Consider the following 25,719-nt stretch of genomic DNA (forward strand, 5'->3'; position numbering starts at 1 on the left):
TCTCCAAAACGTCAGATTTGTTGTCGGAGTCCGTCGCTACCCTGGTTTGGGTCGGCTGACCGCCGGCCCGAGGAGTGGAGGTTGGCATGGCAGTGACGGTGATGCCCGAATCCCGCACCGAGCAGTCGCCCGATGTCGGGTTCTCCTCCCGCGCGGCCGCCGAGGCGTATATCGGCGGCGTCTGCTTCAAGGTGGGTCCACCGAGCCTGATCGGCGCCGAACTGGAATGGCTCACCGCCCAGGGTGGGAGTTCGGCGTCGGATCCGCGTCCGGACCTGACTGTGCTGGCGGACGCGCTGGGAATCCATACGCCACAGTCCATCTCGCCCGATTCCCCGGCCGTGGCGCTGCCGGGTGGCAGTCGGGTGACCATCGAACCGGGTGGTCAGATCGAATTATCCAGCGCCCCTTTCGCCTCCGCCGCCGAGCTCGCCGCGAGTCTCCGCGCCGATGCCTCCCGCCTGCGGGAGTTGCTCGAATCCCGGGGCATTCGAACCTTTTCCGCCGCCGCCGACGCGAGTCGGACCGCGCAGCGTGTGCTGCGGCTGCCGCGCTATCGCGCCATGGAACGGTCCTTCGCCGGTATCGGGCCGTTCGGCGCGCTCATGATGTGCAATACCGCCGCCACCCAGGTCAGCGTGGACGCCGGGGCCGATGCCGCCGAAGTGGCGGCGCGCTGGACCCTGCTCTACAGTGCCGGACCGGCGCTGCTGGCCGGTTTCGCCTGTTCACCGGTGCTGGCGGGCGCGCCGCCGGGGGAGTGGGCCTCGCAGCGCATGCGGGCCTGGATGCGACTCGATCCGCTGCGCACCCGGCCCTCCGTGCAGGATTGGGCCGATCCGATCGCCGGGTACGCGCACTGGGCCCTGGATGTTCCGCTGCTGTGCGTGCGCTGCGACGAGGACGTGGACTGGACGGCTCCGCCGGGCGCCACCTTCGCCGACTGGTTGTGCGGTGCGCTGGACGACGAACTCGGCCGCCGCCCCACCCGCGCCGACCTCGACTACCACCTGACCACGCTGTTTCCGCCGGTCCGGGCCTCGGGGCACCTCGAGGTCCGCTACCTGGACGCGCAGCCGGGCGACACCTGGACGGTGCCGATCCACGTCTTCGACGCGCTGCTGTCCCGCCCGGAGCTCGTCGCCGAGGCGACCACCCTGGCCAAGCCCACCGCGGACCGATGGACCGACGCGGCCCGCTACGGCCTGGCCGATCCCGAATTGCGCGCCGCCGCCGTGGATCTGTTCGACCTGGCCGCCGCGCATGCCGAAACCGATACGGCGGCAGCCGAACTGACCGCCGCGGCGGAACGATGTCGCAGCGGCCGCACCCCGACCGAGGACCACTCGTGATCGGCACCCTCACCCGGCCACCGCGCCACCGCCATGCCGGGCTGCCCGCGCCGGGCCGTCCCGCGCCGCGCCGCCGCGCCGAGGATGCCGCCGTCCCGACCTCGATGACCGAATTCGGAGTTCTCTCATGACCATTCACCTCCCGGGCGCGGATCGCGCCGAGACCGAACAGCTCCGCACCAAGATCGCAGACACCCTGGATCGCGCCCGCCGCCGCACCGCCGGTCTCACCGAGTGCGTGGACGAAGCCGAACTGGTGGCCCAGCATTCGCGGATCATGAGCCCGCTGGTGTGGGATCTCGCGCATATCGGCAATCAGGAAGAGCTTTGGCTGGTGCGGGATGTCGGCGGCCGGGAACCCGTGCGCGCTGATATCGATCACCTCTACGACGCTTTCAAACACGCGCGCGCGGACCGCCCCGCGCTGCCGCTGCTGAACCCGGCGGAAGCGCGCACCTATGTGGGCACCGTCCGCGACAAAGTGCTGGATGTGCTGGAGCACAGTCCTTTACGCGGTGATGAGCTGGTGAACCGCGGGTTCGCCTTCGGCATGATCGCCCAGCACGAGCAGCAGCACGACGAGACCATGCTGGCCACACATCAGCTCCGCACCGGCGAAGCCGTGCTGTCGGCTCCCGCCCCGCCGCCGTCCCGGGTGCACGTCTCCGGCGAAGTGATCATCCCCGCGGGCGAATTCGTCATGGGCACCGACACCGACCCGTGGGCCCTGGACAACGAACGCCCCGCGCACCCGGTCCACGTGCCCGCCTTCGCCATCGACGCGGCGCCGATCACCAACGAGCAGTACCTGGCCTTCCTCGCCGACGGCGGCTACGACCGCCCCGAACTCTGGTCCGAGCGCGGCTGGGCGCACCGCCTCGAAGCGAACCTCACCGCCCCGCAATTCTGGGAGCGGGACGCCAACGGCCAGTGGTGGCGGCGGGTTTTCGGCACCATGCAGCCCGTCCGCCCGCATCAGCCGGTGGTGCACGTCTGCTGGTTCGAAGCCGAGGCCTACGCCAATTGGGCGGGCAAACGCCTGCCCACCGAAGCCGAATGGGAGAAGGCCGCCCGCTTCGACCCCGCGTCGGGCCGCACCCGTCGCTACCCCTGGGGTGACGCCGATCCCACCGCGGCCACCGCCAATCTCGGCCAGCGCCACCTGGAACCGTCCGACATCGGCGCGTATCCGGAAGGCGCTTCCCCGTCCGGCGTGCACCACCTCATCGGCGACGTCTGGGAATGGACCGCTTCGGGTTTCGACCCCTACCCCGGTTTCCGCGCCTTCCCCTACGCCGAATACTCCGACGTGTTCTTCGGCGGCGACTACAAGATGCTGCGCGGCGGCTCCTTCGCCGCCGACCAGGTGGCGGTCCGCGGCACCTTCCGCAATTGGGATCACCCCATCCGCCGCCAGATCTTCTCCGGCTTCCGCTTGGCCAGAGACCTACGCCCGGACGAACACTGATGTGCCGCCACCTGGCCTACCTGGGCCCGCCGACGGCGGTCGGTGAATTGCTTACCCGCGGCCCGCATTCGCTGCGCACCCAGTCGTGGGCTCCGCGCGAAATGCGCGGCGGCGGAACGATCAACGCGGACGGTTTCGGCGTCGCCTGGTGGCTGCCCACCGAGTCGACCACTGCCGATCACGGGCCGGGCGTCACCTGGCACGGCGGCGCGTCGCCCGATCCGCGCGATACGGCCGTGGATTACGCGGCAACGGTGAGCCGGTACCGCAATGCCGCGCCGATCTGGACGGATCCGGCGGTGGACGAGGTGCTCCCGCAATTGCGGTCGACCGCGGTGCTGGCCGCGATCCGGTCGGCGACCGTCGGCATGCCGGTCGAGCGGGAAGCCTGCGCGCCGTTCACGCACGGCCACTGGGCGTTCAGCCACAACGGGGCCATCCCGGATTGGCGGAACACCCTGACCGCCGTCGCGGCACGATTCGGTTCGCCGTCGCTGCTGGAGGCGGAGTCGCTGACCGACTCCGCGGTGCTGTGGGTGATCCTGCACGACTTGCTGACTCGCACCGAGGGCACCGGACGTTACGGGGCGCGGGCGGCTTCGACCGGGAGCGGTACGGAGACTGGAGGGTCGGCGGTTTCGTTCGGTGCCGGAGTCAGCGTGACGGCCACTTCCGGTGCTGTGCCGCGGACCTCGTCCTGGAGTTGGCACTCGGAGACGGACACGGAGGGGTTCGGCTCGGCGTCGGTATCCGCCACTGTCGTAGCGGGGGCGTCGAGCGGCGCTGCCGGTGGCAACGCCGGAACCGGCCGGAACAAGGGGGATGGGCCGGGAATCGTGCTGCGCGAGGTGGTTCGGGAGATCGTGGCCCGGTCGCCGAAGGCCCGGTTGAATTTTCTGCTGGGGGATGGGGAAACGGTGTGGGCCACAACGTGGCATCACTCTTTGGCGGTGCTGGTCACCGATGAATTCGCGGTGGTGGCCTCGGAGCCGTATGACGACGACGCCCGCTGGCGGTCCATTGCGGACCGGCAGCTGGTGGTCGTCCGGCCGGGGTCGCTGACCGTCGAATCGCTCGAAACCGATGACGAAAGGGCTGGTTCATGACCTCGGCGACGCTGGAGATTCATCTGACCGACGACGATATGACCGCGGCGCTGCGGGCCGATGTGCGTCAGGGGCTGAGCGCTTCGCCGAAGACCCTGCCGCCCAAGTGGTTCTACGACGCGCGCGGCAGCGAGCTCTTCGAGAAGATCACCGAACTGCCGGAGTACTACCCGACCCGGACCGAGCGGGCGCTGCTGGAGCGGGTGGTCGGGCAGATCGCGCGGATCGCGCAGGCCGAGGTGCTGGTGGAGCTGGGGGCGGGGTCGGCGGCCAAGACGCGGCTGCTGCTCGAGGCGCTCACCGCCGAAGGACCGTTGAAGAAGTATGTGCCGCAGGATGTTTCGGTGGCCGCGCTGACCGCTTCGGCGGATGAGGTGGCGGCCGAGTTCCCGGGGCTGAGCGTGCACGGGGTGGTCAGCGACTTCACGGCCACGCTGGAGAATCTGCCGCGCGGCGGGCGGCGCATGATCGCGTTCCTGGGTGGGACCATCGGGAATCTGGTGCCGCGGGAGCGGGCCGAGTTCCTGGGCGGGATTCACCAGGTGCTGGAGCCGGGGGAACAGTTGCTGCTGGGTGCGGGGCTGGTGATCGACCCGGCGGTGCTGGTGCCGGCCTACGACGATGCGGCCGGCGTGACCGCGGAGTTCAATCGCAATGTGCTGCATGTGCTCAACGCGCGGCTGGGCGCGGACTTCGATCCGGAACGCTTCCGGCACATCGCCCTGTGGGATGCCGAGAACGAGTGGATCGAGATGCGGCTGGAGGCGACGGCCGATATGACCGTGCGCATTCCGGAGCTGGATATGACCGTGGAGTTCGCGGCGGGCGAGCAGATGCGCACCGAGATCTCCGCGAAGTTTCAGCGTGCGGGACTCGAATCCGAGTTGCGCGCAGCGGGTTTCGCGACCGAGCGCGTGTGGACCGATCCGGATGAGCGGTTCGCGCTTTTGCTGGCCGAGCGCCGGTAGTAAACCGGCAATTCCGGCGGTGGTTGACCTGTCCCCGATCTAGGATCGGGGACAGTGAAGCCGTGGGAGATTTTCGGCCTCGTCCTCGGAGTCGCCGCCTTTTGCGTAGCTCTGCCGTCGTTGCTGGGCTGGCGCCGGGCCCGGTTGTGGCTGGTGGCGGGTTTGCTGCTGCTCGCCGGTGCGGGTGCGCTGCTGTTGCTCCCGCTCCCGCATCCGGCCGGGGATGTGGACTGCGGTTCGGTGGTCGCGCCCCGGCACGAATGGACCGGACCCGCCATCTGTCGCGATCCCGGCTGCACCGGACCCGATTTCGTGGTTCCGTGCCGCCGGAATCGCCTGGCGCGCACCCAGGTTGCCGCATTGGTCGCGGCAAGCGCTCTGATGGCGATCGGGCTCAGCGTCCGGTCCATCCGGCGCGAAGCGCGCGAGGACGGACCGGACTGAGCTATTTCTGCTCGGTGACCGCGGCCAGCCAATCGTTGAGCGGCCGCAGTTCCTCCCACGCTTTCCGGATCTCGTCCCGGGCGCGCGGCGTGGTCAGCCATTTCGGCGCGCCGAATTGCTTTCCGGCGGTGAGGGATTTGTGCCGCAGCAAATCGATGCGCGGATGGTCGAGTTCGTAACCCTTGGGTTTGGTCTTGAGCTTGTCGCCGCCGATCTCGTAGCCGGCCGAGATCAGCCGCGCCAGTATGCCTTCCAGCTCCGGCCCGCGCACGTCATCGGCGATGGCGATGCGCAGCGCCGCCAGTTGGGCGGGCGGCGCGGCGTAGATCCCGCCCGCCACGAACAGCCCGGCCGCGCTGATCTGCACGTACCAGCCGCCGAACTGCGCGGTGTGCACGATCGCGCCCTGATGGTTCTTGTACGGCGTCTTGTCCGCCGCGAACCGCACGTCCCGGTACGGCCGGAAGATCTTGGCCGTACCGAAATCGCTTTCCAGTTCGGCGGCAAGGGCTTTCATCGGGTCCCGGACCGACTCCTCCCAGACCTTCTTGTTGGCATTCCAGAAGGCCTTGGAATTGTCGGCTTCGAGGTCCTCGTAGAAATCGAGCCCGGCGAGCGGGAATCCGTCGAATCGCGTCATATCAGCTGTCGGTCGGGATCATTCCGCTGTCGATGATCAGGAAACCGATCACCAAGCCCAGCACCATGCACACGCCCGCCGCGATGGCCGCCCACTTGCCCAGCGCCTCGCCCTTGTTGTGGCCGACGATGCCGAGCACGATGCCGGCGATGCCGAACCCCGGCGGGCAGAAGATCAATGCGATGGCGGCGCAGATGAATCCGATGATGGAGAACACCTGCGGGCCGGTGTGCTGCTGCGGCGGCTGGCCGTAGGGCTGATAGCCCTGGCCGTACGGCTGCTGACCGTAGGGCTGCTGCGGATAGGCCGGGAATCCACCCGGCTGCCCCGCCGCGCCCGGCTGCTGCCCGTAATCCTGCCCGTATCCCTGCTGCCCGTATCCCGGTTGTGGATAACCCCCGGGCTGGGAACCCATGGGCGGGTAGCCGTACTGACCGCCCGCCGGATACCCCTGCTGCCCGCCCGGCGGCGGAGGCGGGGGAGTGCTGCCCGGATACGGCGGATACCCCGCATCGGGCGCTGCGCCGGGCCGGTAGTGCATGGTGATGTCGTCTTGCGGCTGCGGGATACCCGGAACGGGTTCGGCACGCGGGCCCGGCGTGGATTCGGAGCCAGGTGTGGACGTGGTGCCCGGTGTGGATTCGGAGCCCGTGGCGGCTTCGGAGCTCGGCGCCGGTGCGGATTCGGCGGCCTCGGGGGCGTCCTTCTTCTTGAAGAGCTCACCCGAGCCGGAGTCGGATTGCGGTTCATTCGGCGGCGTGCTCATGTCGCGCCCTCCTCGATGTGGTGTGAACAGCCCCCCATGGTTATCACAGCCGGGCGCCCGAAACGAAACAGTGCAGCCTCAGTCGCCGGGTTCGTCGATGATGTCCATGGCGGCGACCTCGGCGGGCCGGTCGTCCTCGGACCGGTACTCCTCGCGCCGCCGGCGCCGCGTCCATTCCTGATCGAGTTCCTCGCCGATGCCCAACCGGCCGTCGTCGTCGCTCTCGCGATTGCGGATCACCAGATCCTCGGGCGGGTCGGTGATGTACCGCTCGTACTCGCGAACCTCATCGGCCTGATCATCGTCACCCAGGTCGTAGTCGAGGTCCTCGACGTCGTCGGTGTCGAAGACCTCGTCCATCAACTGGTCCTCGTCATCGTTGCGCCGGTCGTCCATACGGCCTCACCTCTCCGCGCATCAGCGCACCAGTAGCAAACCGCCAAGTTCGCACTCAACGCTACCGCCGCGCCCCGGCACAGGTGTCGATTGGCACCCGCTCGATACCAAAGTGCCCGGTGAGCAGAAACCGAAAACGCCCGCCGTGCCTTGGCGGCACGGCGGGCGAGGGCGTTCCTCCTCCACCACACGACGAAGCGCCGCCGTGCCTACTGGCACGGCGGCGCTGTCGATCTGGGGGTTCGGGGGCGAAGCCCCTGAGAGTTGTCTCTACGCCGACCCGTTGAAAAGGCCGGTGACGGAGCCGTTTTCGAAGACCTCGCGAATGGTCTGCGCCAGCAGCGGGGCGATCGAGAGCACGGTCAGCTGCGGGAAGCGCTTGTCCTCGCTGATCGGCAGCGTGTTGGTGACCACGACTTCCTTGGCACCGCAGTTGGCGAGGCGCTCGGCGGCCGGGTGCGAGAGCACACCGTGGGTGGTCACGATGACCACGTCGAGCGCGCCGGCTTCCTTGAGCACCTTGACGGCGCCGGCGATGGTGCCACCGGTGTCGATCATGTCGTCGATCAGGATGCAGATGCGGCCCTCGACCTCACCGACCACGCGGTTGGCGGTGATCTGGTTCGGCACCAGCGGGTCGCGGGTCTTGTGGATGAACGACAGCGGCGCGTCGCCCAGCGCGTTCGCCCACTTCTCGGCGACCTTCACGCGACCGGCGTCCGGGGACACCACGGCGATATTGTCGAGCGCGTAGTTGTTCCGGATGTACTCGACCAGCTGCACCATGGCGTGCATGTGATCGACCGGCCCGTCGAAGAAGCCCTGGATCTGATCGGTGTGCAGGTCGACGGTGATGATGCGGTCCGCGCCCGCGGTCTTCAGCAGGTCGGCGATGAGGCGAGCCGAGATGGGCTCACGACCGCGGTGCTTCTTGTCCTGGCGCGCGTACGGGTAGAACGGCAGTACCGAGGTGATGCGCTTGGCCGAACCGCGCTTCAGCGCGTCGATCATGATCAGGTGCTCCATGACCCACTGGTTCAGCGGGGCCGGGAAGCTCTGCAGCACGAAGGCATCAGAACCGCGAACCGATTCCTCGAACCGGACGAAGGTCTCGCCATTGGCGAAATCCCGGGCGGTCTGAGGGGTGATGTGAACATTGAGTTCCTTCGCCACCTCTTCCGCCAGCTCGGGATGAGCGCGTCCCGAGAACAGCATCAGGTTCTTCTGGTTGTCGGTAGAGAACGCGGTCACGGACGTTCGCCATCCTTTTGCTCGTTGGAAATTTCGTTGGCCGCCAGTGCCGCTTCCGCTGCCTTGGCCGCGTCGGTGCCGGGGCGATTGCGCTGCACCCAGCCTTCGAGATTGCGCTGCGCTCCACCCGACACCGCGAGAGCCCCCGGTGGAACATTTCTACGCAGCACAGTACCTGCTGCGGTATACGCTCCGTCACCCACTGTCACAGGTGCGACGAACATGGTGTCGCTGCCGGTGCGAACATGCGAACCGACCACGGTGTGATGCTTCTTGACCCCGTCGTAATTGACGAACACGCTCGACGCGCCAATATTGCTGTGCTCGCCGATGGTGGCGTCGCCGACATAGGTGAGGTGCGGGACCTTGGAGTGCGCGCCGATGGTGGCGTTCTTGGTCTCCACGAACGCGCCCAGCTTGCCGTCCTCGCCGATGACGGTGCCGGGCCGCAGGTAGGTGAAGGGGCCGACATTGCACCCGGCGCCGATGGTGGACTTCTCGCCGTGCGCGCGAACTACTTTCGCGCCGTCGCCGACCACCACGTCGGTCAGCGTGGAGTCCGGGCCGATCTCGGCGTCCTCGCCGATCACGGTGTGGCCCAGCAGTTGTACGCCCGGCCGGATGACCGCGTCCCGGCCGATCTGCACATTCCCATCGATCCAGGTGCTGGCCGGATCCACGATGGTGACCCCGGCGCGCATGTGCCGTTCCACGATGTAGCGATTGAGCGTGCGACCCGCGTCGGCCAGCTGCACCCGGTCGTTGACGCCGGTGACCTTGGCCGAATCCAGCAGGCGCGCACCGTGAACGGCGTGTCCGGCCTCGCGGGCCAGCTTCAGCACATCGGTGAGGTAGAGCTCGTGGCGGGCGTTGGCGGTGGTGATCTGGGAGAGCATCACCCGCAGCACCCGGGCGTCGAAAACGTATACGCCGGAATTGACTTCGGTGAGGGCGGCCTGTTCCGGGGTGGCGTCGGCGTGTTCGACGATCTCCAGCACCCGGCCCTCGGCATCGCGCACGATGCGGCCGTAACCGTTGGCGTCCTCGGGTTCGAAGGTCAGCACGGTGGCGGCCGAGCCGTCGGAGTAGCTGCGGTGCTCGTCGAGCAGGGCGGAGAGCGTATGTCCGTCCAGCAGCGGCACATCGGCGTAGGTGACGAGCAGGTCGCCGTCGAAATCCTCCGGGATCTCGGTGAGCGCGCACTGCACGGCGTGGCCGGTGCCGAGCTGTTCTTCCTGGACCGCGCGGTCGATGTCACGGCCGAGTTCTGCGGCCACCTCGGTGACGGCGGCGCCGACCGCTTCGCGGTCGTGTCCCACCACCGTGATGAGGTACGTCGGGTCGATCTCGTTCGCCGCGTGCAGCGCGTGTGCGAGCATGCTGCGGCCGGCCAGCGGGTGCAATACCTTGGGGGTCTTGGACCGCATTCGGGTTCCGGCACCGGCTGCGAGAACGACGACGGCGGTCTGCTGTGGCATGGATCTCCCTCGGCTGCCGGTCATCGTGCTGAGTTCTTGGTTGCGCCGCCCACAGTTTTGCTGTGTCGGCTATGTGCCGGGGCAACGATAGTGCCCCCGCTCGAGAGCTCCGCCGCCAGGACTCGAACCTGGACTAACTGAACCAAAATCAGTGGTGCTGCCATTACACTACGGCGGATCAATCACCCCGCGGACCGTACGGTTCGCGCGGCGGCATGACTGGCATTGCGATGTAGATACTCGCATGCCGGAGCCCGTTCGTCGAACCGCTTAAGCGAAATCCGGCATGTGTGTCGATAGGGTACAGACAGAACATATGGGGGCAGACGCCCATCGAGCAGCCGTGAAGGGATGGGTGAGCATGACGTCGGGCGACGGAACCAGCAGGCCATCGCGGCCGCGCATGACCGGAACCCAACGGCGGCAGCAGCTCATCGAGATCGGGCGGGCGCTGTTCGCGGAGCGTGGGTACGACGCGACTTCGATAGAGGAGATCGCGCAGCGGGCGCAGGTGTCGAAACCTGTGGTGTACGAGCACTTCGGGGGCAAGGAAGGGTTGTACGCGGTCGTGGTCGATCGCGAGATGTCGACCTTGCTCGAGATGATCCGGGAATCGCTGACGCAGAACCGGTCGCGGGTGCGGCTGGAGCAGGTGGCGCTGGCGTTGCTCACCTATATGGAGGAGCGCACGGACGGGTTCCGGATCCTGATGCGGGATCAGCCGGTGTCGGCGGCGGAGGGCACGTACTCCTCGCTGCTGAACGAGGCGGTGAATCAGGTGGCGCACATTCTCGCCGGGGATTTCGAGCGCCGCGGGTTCGACACCTCGCTTGCCACGCTGTACGCGCAGGCGCTGGTCGGGATGGTCGCGACGGCGGCCACCTGGTGGCTCGACGAACGGCAACCCTCCAAGGAAGTGGTTGCCGCGCATCTGGTGAACCTGTGCTGGAACGGTCTGACCCATCTGGAGTCGGAACCGAAACTCGCCTCGGAATGGCCGAGCGGCAAAGGTTTAAAGAACCCAACGGTCTGATACGTCCGTTGTCGGGCGGTAGAACTGGACAGTTAACCAGCGAATTGCGAAGGAGGACGGGCCGAATGCTCGAATCGGCTGGCATCGCGCAGCCGGGTGGTACGGTTCACCCATCCTTCGAGTGCTGTTCGAACTGTGATGTCGGTCAACTTCGGGATGTCGGTCTACTTCAGGATGGCTGGTTTGATGACAGGCGGATCTGATGGCTAGGCAAGCGCGTGCGGAGATCACTCGCGATTCCGTGCTCGCGGGCGCGGCCGATGTCTTTCTGCGGCTGGGTTACGCGAACGCGTCCCTGTCCGAGATCATCGCGCAGTCGAATGTGACCAAGGGCGCCTTGTACTTTCACTTCGGCTCCAAGGAAGAACTCGCGCGCGCCGTCGTCGATCAGGGCAACGAGCGACTGGTCAGCGCCTGCCAGGGTTTCTTCGATCCCCGCGTGCCGGCGCTCGAGGCCTGCATCGGAATCACCTACGTGGTGGCGGATCTGACCATGAACGATCCGATGGTCGGCGCGATGCTCAAGCTCACCCACCAGATCGGCGACTACCGCGGCGCGGCCGGTGACAATATCGCCAAGACCTGGGGCGAGACGCACCGTTTGCTCGCCGAACGCGCCATCCAGCAGGGCGACCTGAAGCCGGACCTGGACCCGGAGACCATCGGCCTGCTGCTGCAGGAGATGACCACCGGCGTCCACATCGTCGCCGTCAGCACCGAATCCATCGACCAGATGGCGACCCGCATGGAACGCGCCTGGTTCTTCCTCCTCCCCTCCATCGTCCCGGACGAGAAGGTCGCCTACTTCCGCGAATTCGCCGCCCGCCGCCTCCGCCGCTACGTGCAGTAACCCACTCCCGGGACCCTCAGGGGCAAGCCCCTGAAACCCCATTGGGTGTGGGCGAGCCCCTGTGAACTTGCTTTCCGGGGGTCCTCAGGGGCTTGCCCCTGAGAGGTCCGAGAGTTGGTTGACGAGGGTGTCGGGGCGGGCGACTAGAGTGGGTTGGTCGTGCTGAAACGCTGATCTGCGCCCAGGAGTCTCCTTATGCCCGAGCATCGTCCACCTTTGGCGGGACTGGCCGCGGTGGCTGGTGCCGATGCCGCTCTCCAGCAGGTCAGAGACCTGATCGGGCGCGACTCGGCCATGCTGGTGGCGCCCTCGGCGGTGCGGCCGTTCGTGGCCGCCACCATTGCCGGGGAGCGGCCGCTGGTGGTGGTCACCGCCACCGGGCGGGAGGCCGACGATCTGGCCGCGGAGCTGGCGGAGATACTCGGGGACAGCGTCGCGTTGTTCCCGTCCTGGGAGACGCTGCCGCACGAGCGGCTGTCGCCGGGAGCGGACACCGTCGGCAAGCGGATGCAGGTGCTGCGGCGGCTGGCGCATCCGGACGAGGGGATCTACGGCGCCCCGCTGCGGGTGATCGTGACGACGGTGCGTTCGCTCATGCAGCCGATGGCGCACGGGCTGGGCGATATCGAGCCGGTCGTACTGCGCCGGGGCACCGAGTTCGATTTCGACGAATTGCTCACGCGGCTGGTGGAATTCGCCTACGAGCGGGTCGACATGGTCGGCAAGCGCGGTGAGTTCGCGGTGCGCGGCGGCATCCTGGATATCTTCCCGCCGACCGCGGATCATCCGGTGCGCGTGGAGTTCTGGGGCGACGAAGTGTCGGAGTTGCGCTCCTTCGCGGTCGCCGACCAGCGTTCGCTGCACGACGACCCGGTCGACATGGTGGTCGCGCAGCCCTGTCGCGAACTGCTGCTGACCGACGAGCTGCGAGCCCGCGCCGCCGAAGTCGCCACCGAGAATCCGGTCGACGCCGCCCTGGTGGAAATGCTCGACAAGCTCGCCTCGGGCGTACCGGTCGAGGGCATGGAAGCGCTGCTGCCGGTGCTGCAGCCGGGCGAACTGCAATTGCTCACCGACGTGCTGCCCGCGCAAACCCATGTGCTGCTGTGCGATCCGGAGAAGATCCGCACCCGCGCCGCCGACCTTGTTCGCACCGGGCAGGAGTTCCTGGAAGCCTCCTGGACGGCCGCGTCCTTCGGTGGCGCGGCCCCGCTCGGCGCGTACGGCCTGGACCTCGCCGCATCCTCCTACCGCGGCCTGGACGAAGTGCACGCCGACGCCGACCGCCACGGCCTGCCCTGGTGGACGCTGAGCCCGCTCGCCGCCGACCACCCGGACGAGATCGTGCTCCCGGTGCTGGCCGCCCCGTCCGCGCGCGGCTCCGAGGAACTCGTCGCCACCATCTTCGCCTCGCTGCGCGCCCACGTCTCCACCGGCGGCCGCGCCGTCATCGTGGTGGCGGGACACGGTACGGCGCAACGCATTCAGGAACGCCTGGCCGACGCCGAGGTCCCCGCCGCACCCCTGGCCGCGGGCGCCGAACCGGTGCGCGGACTGGTCGGCGTGCTGTGCGGCTCCCTGCACGACGGCGTGGTCTTCGACGACGCCAAACTGGTCGTCGTCGCCGAATCCGACCTCACCGGCAATCGCGTCACCGCACCCGGCGAGGGCAAGAAACTGCCCGCCAAACGCCGCAACCAGGTCGATCCGCTGGCCCTCACCGCCGGTGACATGGTGGTGCACGATCAGCACGGCATCGGCCGCTTCGTGGAGATGATCGAGCGCACCATCGCCGGCGCCCGCCGCGAATACCTGGTCATCGAATACGCGCCCAGCAAGCGCGGCCAGCCCGGCGACCGCCTCTTCGTCCCGATGGACTCCCTGGATCAGCTCTCCCGCTACGTCGGCGGCGAGATGCCGTCGCTGTCCAAGCTGGGCGGCTCGGACTGGCAGAACACGAAACGCAAGGCCCGCAAGGCGGTTCGCGAGATCGCCACCGAACTGGTGCAGCTCTACGCCGCCCGCCAGGCCGCCCCCGGTCACGCCTTCGCCCCGGACACCCCGTGGCAGCAGGAGATGGAGGACGCGTTCGCGTTCACCGAGACCCAGGACCAGCTCTCCGCCATCGCCGAAGTGAAAGCGGATATGGAGAAGTCGGTGCCGATGGACCGCGTCATCTGCGGTGACGTCGGCTACGGCAAGACCGAGATCGCGGTGCGCGCGGCGTTCAAGGCGGTGCAGGACGGCAAACAGGTCGCCGTGCTGGTGCCGACCACGCTGCTGGCGCAACAGCATCTGCAGACCTTCACCGAGCGTATGGCCGGATTCCCGGTGGTGGTGAAGGGCCTGTCCCGCTTCACCGATCCGGCCGAATCCCGGGAAATCCTGGAGGGCATGACCACCAAGGACGTCGATATCGTCGTCGGCACCCACCGGCTGCTGCAGACCGGCGTGCGGTGGAAGGACCTCGGCCTGGTCATCATCGACGAGGAACAGCGTTTCGGCGTCGAGCACAAGGAGCACATCAAGGCGCTGCGCACGCACGTGGACGTGCTCACCATGTCCGCCACGCCGATTCCGCGCACCCTGGAAATGTCCCTGGCCGGCATTCGCGAGATGTCGACCATCCTCACCCCGCCCGAGGAACGCCACCCGGTGCTCACCTATGTCGGCGCGTACAACGACAAGCAGGTGGCCGCCGCGGTGCGCCGCGAACTGCTGCGCGACGGCCAGGTGTTCTACGTGCACAACCGGGTCGCCTCGATCGACAAGGCCGCCAAGCGGATTCGCGATCTGGTGCCGGAGGCGCGGGTCGTGGTGGCGCACGGCCAGATGAACGAGGACATGCTGGAGAAGACCGTGCAGGGCTTCTGGGAGCGCGAGTTCGACGTGCTGGTGTGCACCACCATCATCGAAACCGGTTTGGACATCAGCAATGCCAACACCCTGATCGTGGAACGCGCTGACGCGCTGGGTCTTTCGCAGCTGCACCAGCTGCGCGGCCGCGTCGGCCGGTCCCGCGAGCGCGGGTACGCCTACTTCCTGTACCCGCCGGAGAAGCCGCTCACCGAGACCGCCTACGACCGCCTGGCCACCATCTCGCAGAACTCGGATCTGGGCGCGGGTATGGCGGTCGCCATGAAGGACTTGGAGATTCGCGGCGCGGGCAATGTGCTCGGCGCGGAACAGTCCGGTCACGTGGCGGGCGTCGGCTTCGACCTCTACGTGCGCTTGGTCGGCGAGGCGGTGGAGGCGTACCGCGCCGCCGCCGACGGCCGGCCCATCACCGTGGACGAGGAGGTCAAGGAGGTCCGCATCGACCTGCCGGTGGACGCGCACATCCCGCCCGACTACATCGGCTCCGACCGCCTGCGCCTGGAGGCGTATCGCAAACTCGCTGCCGCCCAGGACGATTCCGGGCTGGCGGCCGTGGTCGAGGAGCTGGTGGACCGTTACGGACCGCTGCCCGTGGAGGTGGGCCGCCTGGTGTCGGTGGCCAAGCTGCGGCTGCTGGCGCGCGAGTACTCGATCGCCGAGATCGGCGTCACCGGAACCACTCTCAAGGTGTCGCCCATGCAGCTGCCCGACTCCAAGCAGTTGCGCCTCAAGCGGCTCTACCCGAACGCCACCTACCGCCCGACCACCGGCATCGTGCAATTGCCGCTGCCGCGGGTGGAGGACAGCGTGGGCGCGGAGCGGGTGCGCGATGTGCAGGTGCTGCAATTCGTTGCCGACCTGCTGCTCGCGCTGGACGGCAAAGCGCCCGGCGCGGTCGATGTCCGGGTCGCGACCGAGGCCGCGGCGGCGCGGTGAGCCTGGATCCGGATACCGCCGCGGATACCGCGCGCATGACCGCGGCGCTCGGCGAAGCGGTCGAGGTGATGGACCGGCTGTGGAATTTCGGCGGCTGGGAGGTCACCCAGACCCACGATTCGCTGCGCCCGTACCTGCTGGAGGAGACCTATGAGCTGCTGGACGCCATCCAGGAGGCCGACGCGGACACCATCCGCGAGGAACTCGGTGACCTGCTGCTGCAGGTGCTGTTCCATTCCCGGATAGCCGAGGCCGCAGGCGAATTCACCGTCGCCGACGTGGCGGCGGCCCTGGTCGCCAAGCTGGTCAACCGCAGCCCCCACCTCAGCGATCAGGACATCGACCCTGCCGCGCCGCTGGCGGAGAAGATCGCCGCTCAGGAATCCGCCTGGGAACTCCGCAAATCCGCCGAGAAGGCCCGCCGCTCCTGCCTGGACGGCATCGCCATGGCCCAGCCCGCCCTGGCCCTCGCCGAGAAGGTCCGCTCCCGCAGCGCCAAAGCCGGCCTCCCCGCCACCCTGATCCCCACCGCCCTCCGCACCGTGGAACTCGGCGGCCCCGACAGCGCCGAAGAACGCCTCCGCAAAGCCACCCTCACCTTCGCCGCCGCTATCCGCACCGCCGAAGACGCCGCCGAATCCGCCCGCGGCGAACGCGCCCCCCTCACCGCCGAGGATTGGCTCGAATATTGGCCGAAAGGCCCAGCCCAAGGCGACAACTGATCTCGCGAGAATCGGGGTAACTCCCCGGGTACGCCCGAAATGGTTTCGGCTCCTGGCCGCCGGCACGCGTTGCGAAGAGTTAGCGGCACTTGGCCGGGCGCTCTAGTCCCGGGGAGGCGGAACAGCTAGCGTCAACGGGGTGAGTGACGAGGAGCGTGGATCTGTCACCGAGTTCTACCCGTCCCGGGCGGGTACCGTCGGCGCGCTGCTGTTCTTCCTGGTGCTGACCGTTTTGCCGTTGCCGGTCGTGCTGGACAGCGCCGAGCATCCGGCGATGCGGCTGGGCGGGCTGGTGACCGTGGCGCTCTTCGGTTTCGGCGTGTACGGCATGCTGCACGAGCTGCTGAGACCGCAGCCGACCTTGGTGATCACCGACGCGGGCTTCACCTATCGGGGGTTTCCGCATGTCGGCTGGCACGAGGTGGAGCGGCTGCGGTTGCGGGTGGGGCGGTTGCGGCGCGGCGGCCACGAGGAACGTTTCGCCGAGGTGATCCTGCGCGATCCCATCGAATTCCGGTCCCGGGTAGTGGCTTTGGGCGATGTGCGCAAACGCCGCGATCCGGATCGCCCGCTGTACATCCTGCCCGAGCGACTACCCGTGCCGGTGGCCGAGGCGGTCGAGGCCATGGTGGCGCACTATCCGCCGCTGGTGCTGGCCGACGGCGACGAGGCCCCGATGGCGCGCTCCGGCGACCTGTCCGCCGATCTGGAGATGGTCGAGGCCGCACTGGTCGGCGTGCTCACCGATATGCTCCCGCCGGGCTGGGCGTTCGCGGTGCTGTGGTTCGTGCTGGTCGGCGAGGAGGGGCACGCCGGCATCCAGGTGCAGCTGGCCGACGAATCGGTGCGCAATGTGAAGCTGGCCGACGAGACCGACGAGGACATGGTGCTGGCCGAGGAGCTGCTGGCACTGCTGGGCCGGCACAAGGAGCTGTCCTACGACCAGATGACCGGCACCTGGCTGAGCGGCCGGGTGGCCACCAAGGTCGATGCCGACGGCGTGCAATTCCAGTTGTCGCGCAAGGAGATTCCGGAGTGGGTGCCGGTCCCGGAACCGGATCAGTGCCGCCGCGAACTGGCCGCCTTCCCGCGCGCCGGGGACGAGATCCCGCAGTGGATGCGGGAGCGCATCGCCTGAAACGCCCGGCGCGCCGGATGCCGGACCCGTCCTCACCGGACGCTCGGCCCCTCGTCCCGTTCGCCGCTATGCTCGGGTTGACCGCGGCGCGAGGAGGGCATATGCGGGGGCGCGGTATCGCCATGGGGTTGGCGCTGCTCTTTCTGGTGACCGGTTGCGGCGGGGTCGTGAACGGTACGGCGGCACCGGATCCGGCGGTGGTGAAGCTGCCGAAGCTGACCGCTGACAAGATCCCGGACATGCTGCTGACGCCCGACGAGACGGGCAAGATCGTGGCGTCGAGCAAGCTGGTGCAGAAGTTCGAGAACACGGTGCCGACCGTCCCGAAGTACACCTACAGTCCGCCGGACTGCGGTTCGCTGCTCTACAGCGGGGACAAGCGCAGTTACGGCGACACCTGGACCGGGTACCGGCTGCGGTCGTATCAGGAACCGGGGGACGACTACGACCACAATATTTTCCAGGCCGTCACCACCTACAAGAATTTCGTGGTGGCCGAGGACCTGGTGGCGAAGTACCGCGCTTTCCTGGCGAGTTGCAAGGACAGCGATGTCACCAACACCTCGACCGAGACCGGTAAATCCAACACCACGCGGGTGACGGCGATCCAGCACAATTCCGATCCGTCGGCGGTGTCGGTGGACTGGGTGCTGACCTCGAAGTCGAACAAATGGTTCTGTTCGAACACCATTCGCACGGTGGGCAATGCGGTGATCGAGACGGCCAGTTGCGCCACCGCGGACGCCCGCACCGCCGCGATCATCGCCGACAAAATCGCGGCGAAGATCAAACAACAGCACTGACTTTCACGTACCGGACATTCCGGTCGACTTTGCGGGAGCGGCTAACACCGGCGGCATCGGCGCTGATTAGCAGGTTGTGCCCAGACCATGTGTCCCGCGTCACTCCCGCCCCTTCCGCCATGTCCGGCGAGGGTGAATTGATCGGCCGGGACGCGGAACTCGGGCTGCTGCGGGTCGAACTCGCGGCGGCGCTGGCCGGGCGCTCGCGCATGGTGCTGTGCTCGGGGGAAGCGGGCATCGGCAAGACCCGGCTGCTCGGCGCACTGGCTCGCGAGGCCGCCGACGCCGCGGTCCCGGTGCTGTGGGCGCGCTCGGTCGAACTCCACGATTCCCCGCCGTTCTGGTTATGGCGGCAGCTGATGGGCGAATCCGGCGTGGCCGACACGCTTTCCGAAGCCGGTGACGCCGCCGAGCGCGCCCTGCTCTTCGAGCGCATCGCCGCCTGGCTGGACGAGCTCACCGCCGCGCACGGCGCGCTGCTCATCGTCGACGACATCCAGTGGGCCGACGAACCCTCCCTGGACGCGCTGCTGCACCTGGTCCGCTCGCTGCGCCGCCATCGCCTGCTGATCTGCGCCGCCGAACGCACCGCCGCCGACACGGTATTACCCGGCTGGCGCGCCGTCCGCCCCCGCCTGCTCCCCGAAGCCGATGTCGAAACGGTCCTGCTGCAAGGACTCTCACACCCCGACACCGCCGCCTACCTCCGCCGCGAATCCGGCCGCGAACTACCCGTGCCGCTCGTGCGGCAAGCCCACGCGCTCACCGCCGGAAACCCCTTCTACATCCGTGAACTCGCCCGCGGCCTGCGCCACCCCACCCCGAATCCGATACTCCCGCAGTTCACCTCGGAACCGCGCGCGTCCCGCCGCAGCGACCCGGCGCCGTCCACCTTCACGGTGCCCGCCGCCCTCGAACAGGATCCGCCGCTGCGCCCCGGCGACGACGAGATCTCCGAGACCGCCGGCCTCGACGTTCCGCCCCGCCTGACCGATATCGTGACCGTCCGCATCTCGATGCTGTCCCCGGCGACCCAGGAATTCCTGCGCGCCGCAGCGATTCTCGGCCAGGAGTTCGACCTGGCGGTGGCGGCGCGACTGGTCGAGCGGACCACGGCGCAATGCCTGCCCGAGGTGGACGAGGCGGTCCACGCCGGTGTGCTGGCCGAGACCGCGCCGCCGGGCCGCGTCGAATTCGTGCACGGTCTGGTGCGTTCGGTCTTGATGTCCGGCCTGTCCCTGCACCGCCGCACCGAACTCCATCACCGGGCCGCGGCGGCGATCGAAGCGCTGTACCGGGACTGCCTGGACGCCCACCTCGCCGAATTGGCCCACCACTGGTCGACGGTGGCGGTGACGGGCGACCGCCCGACCGCCGTCGCCTGGTGCACCCGCGCCGCCGAATACGCCCTGTCGCAACTCGATTTCGACGAAGCGCAACGCCTGTACGACCTGGCCTCGGCGACCGCCGCGGAATCCCTGCCGCTCACCGCGCGCGGTCACCTGGCCCTGGCGAAGGCCGACGCCGCGTTCCGAGCCGGCCGGCTCCCTGCCGCCCGCCAATGCTGCCGCGATGTCGTTTTCGCCGCCCGCCGCGCCGGCGACCCGCTGCTCCTGGCGACCGCCGCCCTCACCCTCGAACCGATCGGCCGCCTGGACTGGGACCGCGACCTTCGAGACTGGTGTGATGCCGCCCTCGCCGCCCTCCCGCTGTCCGGCCCGGATCGCACGTCGATGGTGGAAGTGCTCGCAGCCAGTGACGATCGACTGACGATAGGGGAGTTGCGGGCGCGGTTGGTGGCGCGGCGGACCGAGGCGGCGGTGTATTGCGGGGCGGGTGGGGATGCGGAGGTGGTGTCGGCGGCGGCGTTGATCGCGGCGGATCGGGCTGGGGGTGAGGCGGTGGTGGATGCGCTGCGGTCGCGGCAGTGTGCCTGTGGGGGACCGGAGTTCGTGGAGGAGGGGGCGCGGCTGGCGGGGCGGTTGATCGAGATCGGGGTGACGGAGCATCGGCCGGAGGTGGAGTTGCGGGGGCGATTATGGGCGGTGGAGGTGTATGGACAGCGGGGGCGGCTGGATCGGATGGATCGGGAGATCATCCGGATGGGGTGGTGTGTGGAACGAGTAGGCGGGCCGGTGGCGCGGTGGCAGTTGCTGCGGGCGCGGGCCGGGATGGCGCAGGCGCGTGGGGAATTCGAGGCGGCGCTGCGGCTCGGGCGGGAGGCGTTCGAGACGCTGGAACCCGGTGGTTATCCGCGGGTGCTCGCCTATGCGGGGCTGCTGACCATGGTGGGTCACCACTATGGGCATCGGCCGGAGTTCGTGGGGGAGTTGCTGACCCGGGCCGAAGGCGAGGTGCGGGCGGAGTTGTTCGTACTGCTCGCACCCGCCTGGATCGCCGCCGATCAGGGTCGCGTCGAGGTGGCCGAGCACCTGTTCCGCCGCGCGGGACCGCCTGCCGCGTGGGATATTCCGGACGATCTCCGGCTGGCCTACTACGCCGTCGGCGCCCGGATCGCCGCCGCGATCGGCGATCTCGACGCGGTCCGCTTCTTCCACGGCCGCCTGAGCCCGTGGCGCGGCCGCCACATCACCTGCACCGCGGGCAGTCTCGGCCCGGTCGAACTGATCCTCGCCGTCTGCGCCAGCGCGCTCGGCGAAGGGGAGAAAGCCGCCGCCGAACTCACCGCCGCCGCGACGGCCTGCGTCGGCAGCGGCGCGGCCGGTTACGCCGTCGAGATCGCCTGTCTGCAAGCCGAGGTCGCGCGCCGGTCCGGAGACCACGCGGCCGCAACGGCTTTCGCCGAACCGGCAGTGAGCGCCGCCCACGCCCTCGGCATGATCCCGTGGGCCGAACGCCTGTGCGCCGTCCTGGAACCGCCGCAACCGGTGACACGGCTGCGCGCCGCCGACGCGCCCCCGCCCGCGGCGGCCCCGCTGTCGGAACGGGAATGGCAGGTGGCGGTGCTGGTGGCGGCCGGTGCGACCAACCGCGCCATCGCCCGCGAACTGGTGATCTCCGAACGCACGGCCCAGAACCACGTGCAGCACATTCTCACCAAACTCGGTTTCGGCAGCCGCAGCCGAATCGCCGCCTGGGTCACCGGATTGCGATGAGTAGCGGATGAGTAATTCGGCGGATTCGGTCGTTGCGTTCGGTCGCTACCGTGAGTACAAGTCTGTCCCCGACCACCCGAAAGGCATTCGTACGCAACGCGGTACTGGGGCTCGAGGGGTGCTCCGGATCGCCGGCCGGTCCGCAATGAGCAGCGGCGGCGCGGACCCTGCCCGCGCCGCCGCTCGGCGATGTCACGCCGGCTCTCAGACGTTGACCCCGTAGTCGCGGGCGATACCCGCCAGCCCGGACGCGTACCCCTGCCCGATGGCCCGGAACTTCCACTCGTTGCCGTGCCGGTACAGCTCCCCGAACACCATGGCGGTTTCGGTGGAGGCGTCCTCGGTGAGATCGAACCGCGCCAGCTCGGCGCCCGTCATGGCGTCGACCACGCGAATGTAGGCATTGCGGATCTGGCCGAAGGACTGCCGCCGGATCTCGGCCTCGTGAATCGAGACCGGGAAGAAGATATTCGTGATGTGCGGCGGCATGCCCGCGAGATCGACATTGATGGTCTCGTCGTCGCCCTCGCCCGCGCCGGTGAGGTTGTCACCGGTGTGCTCGATGGTGCCTTCCGGCGAGCGCAGGTTGTTGTAGAACACGAAATGCGCGTCCGACAGCACCCGCATATTCGCTCCACAGGCCAGCGCGCTCGCGTCCAGGTCGTAATCCGCCCCGGTGGTGGTCCGCACATCCCAACCCAGGCCGACCGCGACCTTGGTCAGATTGGGGGCCTGCTTGGACAGCGAAACATTTCCGCCCTTGGCCAGACTGACGCTCACAGTTCTCCTTCCCCGCGGTGCCGTCACACCGCATCCCCACCCGATTATGGTCGATGCGGGGACCCCTCGCGCACGTTCAATTACGCCGTCCGGCCGCCATTTCCTGCAGCGTCGCCACGCGCGATTCCAGGTACTTCAGTTCGGCGGGGTCGAGCACCGTGCGCTGAATGCCGGTGAGTACCGCGAACGCGGACTGCCGGTGATCGTCGATCACCTCCACGTCGATGGCGACCGCCGCGTAGTCCGCGGTCCCGGGCATCGGATCGGCCAGCACCCGCGCCCGGCCGCGTGCGCACAGGGCCACATTCCCGCCGCCGAGAATCAACAGCGCCACCTCCGGCCGCTCCCGCAGCCGGGCCAGTGACCCGCGATCGGATTTCAAGCTGAGCAGCACCTGCCGGTCACCCGCGCGCACCGGCCACGAGACCGGAATCGCGTGCGGCGCCGGATCGGTGGTCACCAGCACCGCGATGGTGTCCCGGGGCCACTCCGGCAGGGTGTCGAGTTCGGGGTGGTCCGGGTACATTGGCGTCGAGGGCTCCTGACGTTCCCGCGCTTCGGCTACCATCCGCGTCACCTCACCATCGGTTTCGCACAGCGGGCTGGACTGTGCTGTCACGAGTGTATGTCGTTGTCGCCGTACCGTGCTGGCGTCCGAATCGAGTGGCCGCAGGGCGCGTCCGGCGCGACTCGCCGGTTACGAGTGTGAAAACACGGCCGGACCTGCGGGGTAATGGATTGACGAGAAGCGATAACGGCTGCATCATTCGTTACAGTCCCCCGTCCAGTCGGGGTCTTGCGAGTAACCGGCCGATGACCGCCCGGTGAAGATCGTCCGTCCAGTTCTTGGCGGAGACGAACGCAAACCAGCAATGCCAACGTGACGCGCCCGCGTCCATCGAGTGAGAGAGGTGAACCCGAATGATGTTCCGGACCGATCCAGATCAGTTGCCCGCTACCTCGGGCGTCACGCTCTCCGCACCGTTCTTCTGAATGCGCACACCGGGTTTCGTGGCGAGCGCCGGTTCCGGGTCATCCGGGACCGGCGCGGACCGCGGCCACGCGGTGATCGGTCGTGAGGTGTAGCAGCGCAACAACAGAGCGGAGACGGTGATGGTGGATATGGGTTCGGGGCAGCAACCGGTACCGGGTGCGGTGGAGATGGTGTCGAGCGCCACGGTGGCGAATCTGGTGGTGTCGGCGGCGGTGATCGACGACTTGCGTTATCTGCGAGCCGAATTGACCGCGGCCGAGGTGTCCTTCCTGCTGGTCCGCGATGCCGATCACCGGCTGGTGCTGGCGGTCGACAGTACGCATCGCGCGGCCCTGCGCCGGGTGCTGGGCGCGGCGATGGTGGCGGGGTTCTCCTGTAACGAGAAGCAGCACAATGTGTTCCGGCTGGGGCGTGACCTGGATCCGGCGCATCACGTGGAGCTCGAACTGTGGGATCACCACGGCGACACCGTGGAATGCCCGCGGCCGAACGCGTTGACCCGCAATGTCTTCGACGTCGCCGATGTCGAGCACACCACGGTGCTGCTCTACGACGTCGGCTGGCCCACCCTGGCCGGCATGTTCGCGCCGCATCCCACCGATGTCGGCTTCGATATCGATCTGGTGTTCTCCTGGGTGGACGGCACCGATCCCGAGTTCCGCGCGCGCCGTGCGGGAATGCTCGCGCAGGTGGTGGTCGGGGAGGGCGATGACGCCGACGCCCGCATCCGGCAGATCGACGAACTGCGGTACGCGTTGCGTTCGGTGCACAAGAACGCGCCGTGGATCCGCCGCATCTTCATCTGCACCGATTCCCGGGTGCCGGACTGGCTGGCCGAGGATCCGAAGGTGACCATCGTGCGCGCGGCGGATCACTTCTCCGACCTGTCCGCGCTGCCGGTCTTCAATTCCCATGCGGTGGAATGCCAGCTGCAGCACATCGAGGGCCTGTCGGAGCATTTCCTGTACTCCAACGACGATATGTTCTTCGCCCGCCCGGTGCGGCCGTCGATGTTCTTCACCCCGGCCGGGATCAGCCGCTATATCGAGGCGGGCACCCGAATCGGCCCGGGCGCCAACAACGAACGGCGCAGCGGTTTCGAGAACGCGGCCCGGGTGAACCGCCGCCTGCTGGCGGATCGCTTCGGCCACATCATCATCCGGCATCTGGAGCACACCCCGGTGCCGTTGCGGCGCAGCGTGCTGCACGAGATGGAGGCGGCATTCCCGGAGGATTTCGCCCGCACTCGCGCCAGCCGTTTCCGCGCCGCCACCGATATCTCGGTGACCAATTCGCTGTATCACTACTACGCGCTGCTCACCGGCCGCGCGGTGCCGCAGGAGGCGGCCAAGGTGCGGTACGTGGACACCACGCTCTACACCGGCCTGGCGCATCTCGACGGGCTCGCCAAGCGCCGCAATGTGGACTTCTTCTGCCTCAACGACGGCAGTTTCCCGGAAGTCCCCGAGGTGGAACGGGTGCGCGCGGTATCGGAGTTCCTGGAGACCTATTTCCCGGAACCGGCGCCGTGGGAGAAGCCCGACACTGTCGCGGGCGGTCTCACCGCCTTCGAATCCGGCGCGGCCTGAACGGGATTCGCCGCGCCGGACGGAACCGCTAGCCGACCGTCTCGCCGTCGGTTTCGGTGGCGGCGGCGCGGCGGCGCAGCACGTGCGGAATGCCGCCGGCGGGCGGGATCACGATCCCGGCGTCGGCGAGCCGCTTGGCCGCCTGCTCGGGAGTGGCCGGTTCGCCGACCGTCGGACCGGCCCCGATCGGCACCACCGAATGCACGATGGTGTCCGGGTAGATGTGCACGTAGTTGAAGCCCTGCGCCCCGTCGCGCCCGCGCAGGCCGCCGGTCTCCACGGCCAGGTCCTGGGTGTAGCAGGTGGCCGAGGCGACCGAGACCGGGATGCCGGCGAAGGTGGCGCTGGTGGAGAAGTGCAGGTGCCCGGCCAGAATCGCGCGCACATCGGTGCCGTCCAGCGCATCGGCCAGCCGGCGCTGATCGCGCAGCTCCACGGTGACCGCCAGATCCAGCACGCACGGGATGGGCGGATGGTGCATGGCCAGCACGGTGCCGAACGGCGCCGGTTCGGCCAGCACGTCGCGCAGCCATTCCAGCTGCTTGTCGGTGACCGCGCCCCAATGCTGCCCGGGCACCGTGGTGTCGAGCGCGACGACCCGCAGCCCGTCGAACATGTGCACGCTGTCCAGCGGTGTGACAGCACGCTTTTCGTCCAGCAGATGCTGGCGTAGCTCGGCGCGATTGTCGTGATTGCCCGCCACCCACACCAGCGGCGCGCCGATGCGGGCGGCCCACGGCTCCACCAGCTCCCGCAGCTTGCGGTACGCGCCGGGCTCGCCGCGATCGGTGAGATCACCGGTGAAGACGATGGCCGTCGGCCGGATCCCGCTGTGCTCGGCCTGCCCCAGCAGGTCCCGCAACCGCGCCACGGCGTCCACATCGCCGTACAGGTCTTCGTCCGGTGCGATCAGGTGGGTGTCGCTGAAATGGAACAGCACGTGGTCGGCCTTCGGGTACTCGGCGACTCTCGAGATGTGCACGGATCCTCCCCGGCTCTGGGTGTGCGCCTC

At 68.4% G+C, this 25,719-nt stretch carries 21 protein-coding genes, 1 tRNA gene and 1 pseudogene; 14 read left to right on the plus strand and 9 right to left on the minus strand.

The window, feature by feature from the left end; all coding sequences use genetic code 11:
* Nucleotides 1-86 precede the first annotated feature (86 nt).
* The 6 genes and pseudogenes from egtA to NY1_RS09765 all read left to right on the plus strand — a co-directional run bounded on the left by egtA (nucleotide 87) and on the right by NY1_RS09765 (nucleotide 5,338).
* A complete protein-coding gene (gene egtA / locus NY1_RS09745; protein ID WP_084534816.1) occupies nucleotides 87-1,352 on the plus strand; it encodes an ergothioneine biosynthesis glutamate--cysteine ligase EgtA in 1,266 nt (421 codons plus the stop codon).
* Complete coding sequence (locus NY1_RS45075) at nucleotides 1,349-1,483, plus strand: hypothetical protein (RefSeq protein WP_267888403.1); 135 nt, start codon at nucleotides 1,349-1,351, stop codon at nucleotides 1,481-1,483. Before egtA ends, NY1_RS45075 begins: the two co-directional genes overlap by 4 nt.
* On the plus strand, nucleotides 1,480-2,820 hold the full coding sequence (gene egtB / locus NY1_RS09750) for an ergothioneine biosynthesis protein EgtB (RefSeq protein WP_067710574.1): 1,341 nt from the start codon (nucleotides 1,480-1,482) through the stop codon (nucleotides 2,818-2,820). Before NY1_RS45075 ends, egtB begins: the two co-directional genes overlap by 4 nt.
* A pseudogene (locus tag NY1_RS42735) lies at nucleotides 2,820-3,209 on the plus strand (class II glutamine amidotransferase domain-containing protein); the annotation flags it as partial. The gene egtB and the pseudogene NY1_RS42735, both read left to right, overlap by 1 nt.
* Before the next feature lie 713 nt (nucleotides 3,210-3,922).
* The gene (gene egtD / locus NY1_RS09760) at nucleotides 3,923-4,894 is read left to right on the plus strand and encodes an L-histidine N(alpha)-methyltransferase (RefSeq protein WP_067710576.1); all 972 of its coding nucleotides are present in this window, start codon (nucleotides 3,923-3,925) and stop codon (nucleotides 4,892-4,894) included.
* 54 nt (nucleotides 4,895-4,948) lie between these two features.
* Nucleotides 4,949-5,338, plus strand: a complete 390-nt coding sequence (locus NY1_RS09765; protein ID WP_067710577.1) for a hypothetical protein — start codon at nucleotides 4,949-4,951, stop codon at nucleotides 5,336-5,338.
* Nucleotide 5,339: 1 nt separating this feature from the next.
* On the opposite strand, the gene NY1_RS09770 is transcribed toward NY1_RS09765, so the two are convergent.
* The 6 genes from NY1_RS09770 to NY1_RS09795 all read right to left on the minus strand — a co-directional run bounded on the left by NY1_RS09770 (nucleotide 5,340) and on the right by NY1_RS09795 (nucleotide 10,047).
* On the minus strand, nucleotides 5,340-5,978 hold the full coding sequence (locus tag NY1_RS09770) for a DUF2461 domain-containing protein (RefSeq protein ID WP_067710578.1): 639 nt from the start codon (nucleotides 5,976-5,978) through the stop codon (nucleotides 5,340-5,342).
* A 1-nt stretch (nucleotide 5,979) separates the two neighbouring features.
* On the minus strand, nucleotides 5,980-6,744 hold the full coding sequence (locus NY1_RS44015) for a polyadenylate binding domain-containing protein (protein ID WP_067710579.1): 765 nt from the start codon (nucleotides 6,742-6,744) through the stop codon (nucleotides 5,980-5,982).
* A 78-nt stretch (nucleotides 6,745-6,822) separates the two neighbouring features.
* Nucleotides 6,823-7,140, minus strand: coding sequence for a hypothetical protein (locus tag NY1_RS09780; RefSeq protein WP_233033580.1), 318 nt, complete (start codon nucleotides 7,138-7,140; stop codon nucleotides 6,823-6,825).
* 270 nt (nucleotides 7,141-7,410) lie between these two features.
* Nucleotides 7,411-8,391 (minus strand): ribose-phosphate diphosphokinase, encoded by a 981-nt coding sequence (locus NY1_RS09785; protein ID WP_067710580.1) that lies wholly within the window; start codon nucleotides 8,389-8,391, stop codon nucleotides 7,411-7,413.
* Nucleotides 8,388-9,869 (minus strand): bifunctional UDP-N-acetylglucosamine diphosphorylase/glucosamine-1-phosphate N-acetyltransferase GlmU, encoded by a 1,482-nt coding sequence (gene glmU / locus NY1_RS09790; protein WP_067710581.1) that lies wholly within the window; start codon nucleotides 9,867-9,869, stop codon nucleotides 8,388-8,390. Before glmU ends, NY1_RS09785 begins: the two co-directional genes overlap by 4 nt.
* 107 nt (nucleotides 9,870-9,976) lie before the next feature.
* Nucleotides 9,977-10,047, minus strand: a tRNA-Gln gene (locus NY1_RS09795).
* A gap of 225 nt (nucleotides 10,048-10,272) precedes the next feature.
* Here NY1_RS09795 and NY1_RS09800 point away from each other — a divergent pair.
* From NY1_RS09800 to NY1_RS09830, 7 genes are all read left to right on the plus strand, one after another.
* Nucleotides 10,273-10,902: a TetR/AcrR family transcriptional regulator gene (locus NY1_RS09800; protein WP_067710582.1), complete on the plus strand. Its 630-nt coding sequence runs from the start codon at nucleotides 10,273-10,275 to the stop codon at nucleotides 10,900-10,902.
* A gap of 202 nt (nucleotides 10,903-11,104) precedes the next feature.
* Nucleotides 11,105-11,752, plus strand: coding sequence for a TetR family transcriptional regulator (locus NY1_RS09805; protein WP_067710583.1), 648 nt, complete (start codon nucleotides 11,105-11,107; stop codon nucleotides 11,750-11,752).
* Between the two features lie 195 nt (nucleotides 11,753-11,947).
* The gene (mfd, locus tag NY1_RS09810) at nucleotides 11,948-15,565 is read left to right on the plus strand and encodes a transcription-repair coupling factor (RefSeq protein WP_067710584.1); all 3,618 of its coding nucleotides are present in this window, start codon (nucleotides 11,948-11,950) and stop codon (nucleotides 15,563-15,565) included.
* A 35-nt stretch (nucleotides 15,566-15,600) separates the two neighbouring features.
* Nucleotides 15,601-16,287, plus strand: a complete 687-nt coding sequence (locus NY1_RS09815) for a nucleoside triphosphate pyrophosphohydrolase (protein ID WP_067710733.1) — start codon at nucleotides 15,601-15,603, stop codon at nucleotides 16,285-16,287.
* A gap of 139 nt (nucleotides 16,288-16,426) precedes the next feature.
* Nucleotides 16,427-17,425: a hypothetical protein gene (locus tag NY1_RS09820; protein ID WP_067710585.1), complete on the plus strand. Its 999-nt coding sequence runs from the start codon at nucleotides 16,427-16,429 to the stop codon at nucleotides 17,423-17,425.
* A 101-nt stretch (nucleotides 17,426-17,526) separates the two neighbouring features.
* Complete coding sequence (locus NY1_RS09825; RefSeq protein ID WP_067710586.1) at nucleotides 17,527-18,228, plus strand: sensor domain-containing protein; 702 nt, start codon at nucleotides 17,527-17,529, stop codon at nucleotides 18,226-18,228.
* 119 nt (nucleotides 18,229-18,347) lie between these two features.
* Nucleotides 18,348-21,344, plus strand: coding sequence for a helix-turn-helix transcriptional regulator (locus NY1_RS09830; RefSeq protein WP_067710587.1), 2,997 nt, complete (start codon nucleotides 18,348-18,350; stop codon nucleotides 21,342-21,344).
* A gap of 204 nt (nucleotides 21,345-21,548) precedes the next feature.
* On the opposite strand, the gene NY1_RS09835 is transcribed toward NY1_RS09830, so the two are convergent.
* Nucleotides 21,549-22,124 carry a TerD family protein gene (locus NY1_RS09835; protein ID WP_067710588.1) on the minus strand — a complete coding sequence of 192 codons (576 nt, stop codon included), beginning with the start codon at nucleotides 22,122-22,124 and terminating at the stop codon, nucleotides 21,549-21,551.
* Nucleotides 22,125-22,200: 76 nt separating this feature from the next.
* Nucleotides 22,201-22,692: a hypothetical protein gene (locus tag NY1_RS09840; protein WP_067710589.1), complete on the minus strand. Its 492-nt coding sequence runs from the start codon at nucleotides 22,690-22,692 to the stop codon at nucleotides 22,201-22,203.
* A gap of 554 nt (nucleotides 22,693-23,246) precedes the next feature.
* On the opposite strand from NY1_RS09840, the gene NY1_RS09850 reads away from it, so the two are divergent.
* Nucleotides 23,247-24,707, plus strand: coding sequence for a stealth family protein (locus NY1_RS09850; protein WP_439956006.1), 1,461 nt, complete (start codon nucleotides 23,247-23,249; stop codon nucleotides 24,705-24,707).
* Nucleotides 24,708-24,735: 28 nt separating this feature from the next.
* On the opposite strand, the gene NY1_RS09855 is transcribed toward NY1_RS09850, so the two are convergent.
* A complete protein-coding gene (locus tag NY1_RS09855; protein ID WP_084534819.1) occupies nucleotides 24,736-25,689 on the minus strand; it encodes a phosphodiesterase in 954 nt (317 codons plus the stop codon).
* Nucleotides 25,690-25,719 lie beyond the last annotated feature (30 nt).

The sequence above is a fragment of the Nocardia yamanashiensis NBRC 100130 genome (assembly GCF_001613325.1).
In the GTDB taxonomy this organism is placed as follows: domain Bacteria; phylum Actinomycetota; class Actinomycetes; order Mycobacteriales; family Mycobacteriaceae; genus Nocardia; species Nocardia yamanashiensis.

Coding starts and splice junctions, on each gene's coding strand:
- mfd (WP_067710584.1), top strand. CDS start 11,948: ATGCCCGAGCATCGTCCACCTTTGGCGGGACTGGCCGCGGTGGCTGGT.
- NY1_RS09780 (WP_233033580.1), bottom strand. CDS start 7,140: ATGGACGACCGGCGCAACGATGACGAGGACCAGTTGATGGACGAGGTC.
- NY1_RS09800 (WP_067710582.1), top strand. CDS start 10,273: ATGACCGGAACCCAACGGCGGCAGCAGCTCATCGAGATCGGGCGGGCG.
- NY1_RS09770 (WP_067710578.1), bottom strand. CDS start 5,978: ATGACGCGATTCGACGGATTCCCGCTCGCCGGGCTCGATTTCTACGAG.
- glmU (WP_067710581.1), bottom strand. CDS start 9,869: ATGCCACAGCAGACCGCCGTCGTCGTTCTCGCAGCCGGTGCCGGAACC.
- NY1_RS09825 (WP_067710586.1), top strand. CDS start 17,527: ATGCGGGGGCGCGGTATCGCCATGGGGTTGGCGCTGCTCTTTCTGGTG.
- NY1_RS44015 (WP_067710579.1), bottom strand. CDS start 6,744: ATGAGCACGCCGCCGAATGAACCGCAATCCGACTCCGGCTCGGGTGAG.
- NY1_RS09830 (WP_067710587.1), top strand. CDS start 18,348: ATGTCCGGCGAGGGTGAATTGATCGGCCGGGACGCGGAACTCGGGCTG.
- egtA (WP_084534816.1), top strand. CDS start 87: ATGGCAGTGACGGTGATGCCCGAATCCCGCACCGAGCAGTCGCCCGAT.
- egtD (WP_067710576.1), top strand. CDS start 3,923: ATGACCTCGGCGACGCTGGAGATTCATCTGACCGACGACGATATGACC.
- egtB (WP_067710574.1), top strand. CDS start 1,480: ATGACCATTCACCTCCCGGGCGCGGATCGCGCCGAGACCGAACAGCTC.
- NY1_RS09850 (WP_439956006.1), top strand. CDS start 23,247: ATGGGTTCGGGGCAGCAACCGGTACCGGGTGCGGTGGAGATGGTGTCG.
- NY1_RS09805 (WP_067710583.1), top strand. CDS start 11,105: ATGGCTAGGCAAGCGCGTGCGGAGATCACTCGCGATTCCGTGCTCGCG.
- NY1_RS09815 (WP_067710733.1), top strand. CDS start 15,601: ATGACCGCGGCGCTCGGCGAAGCGGTCGAGGTGATGGACCGGCTGTGG.
- NY1_RS09840 (WP_067710589.1), bottom strand. CDS start 22,692: ATGGTAGCCGAAGCGCGGGAACGTCAGGAGCCCTCGACGCCAATGTAC.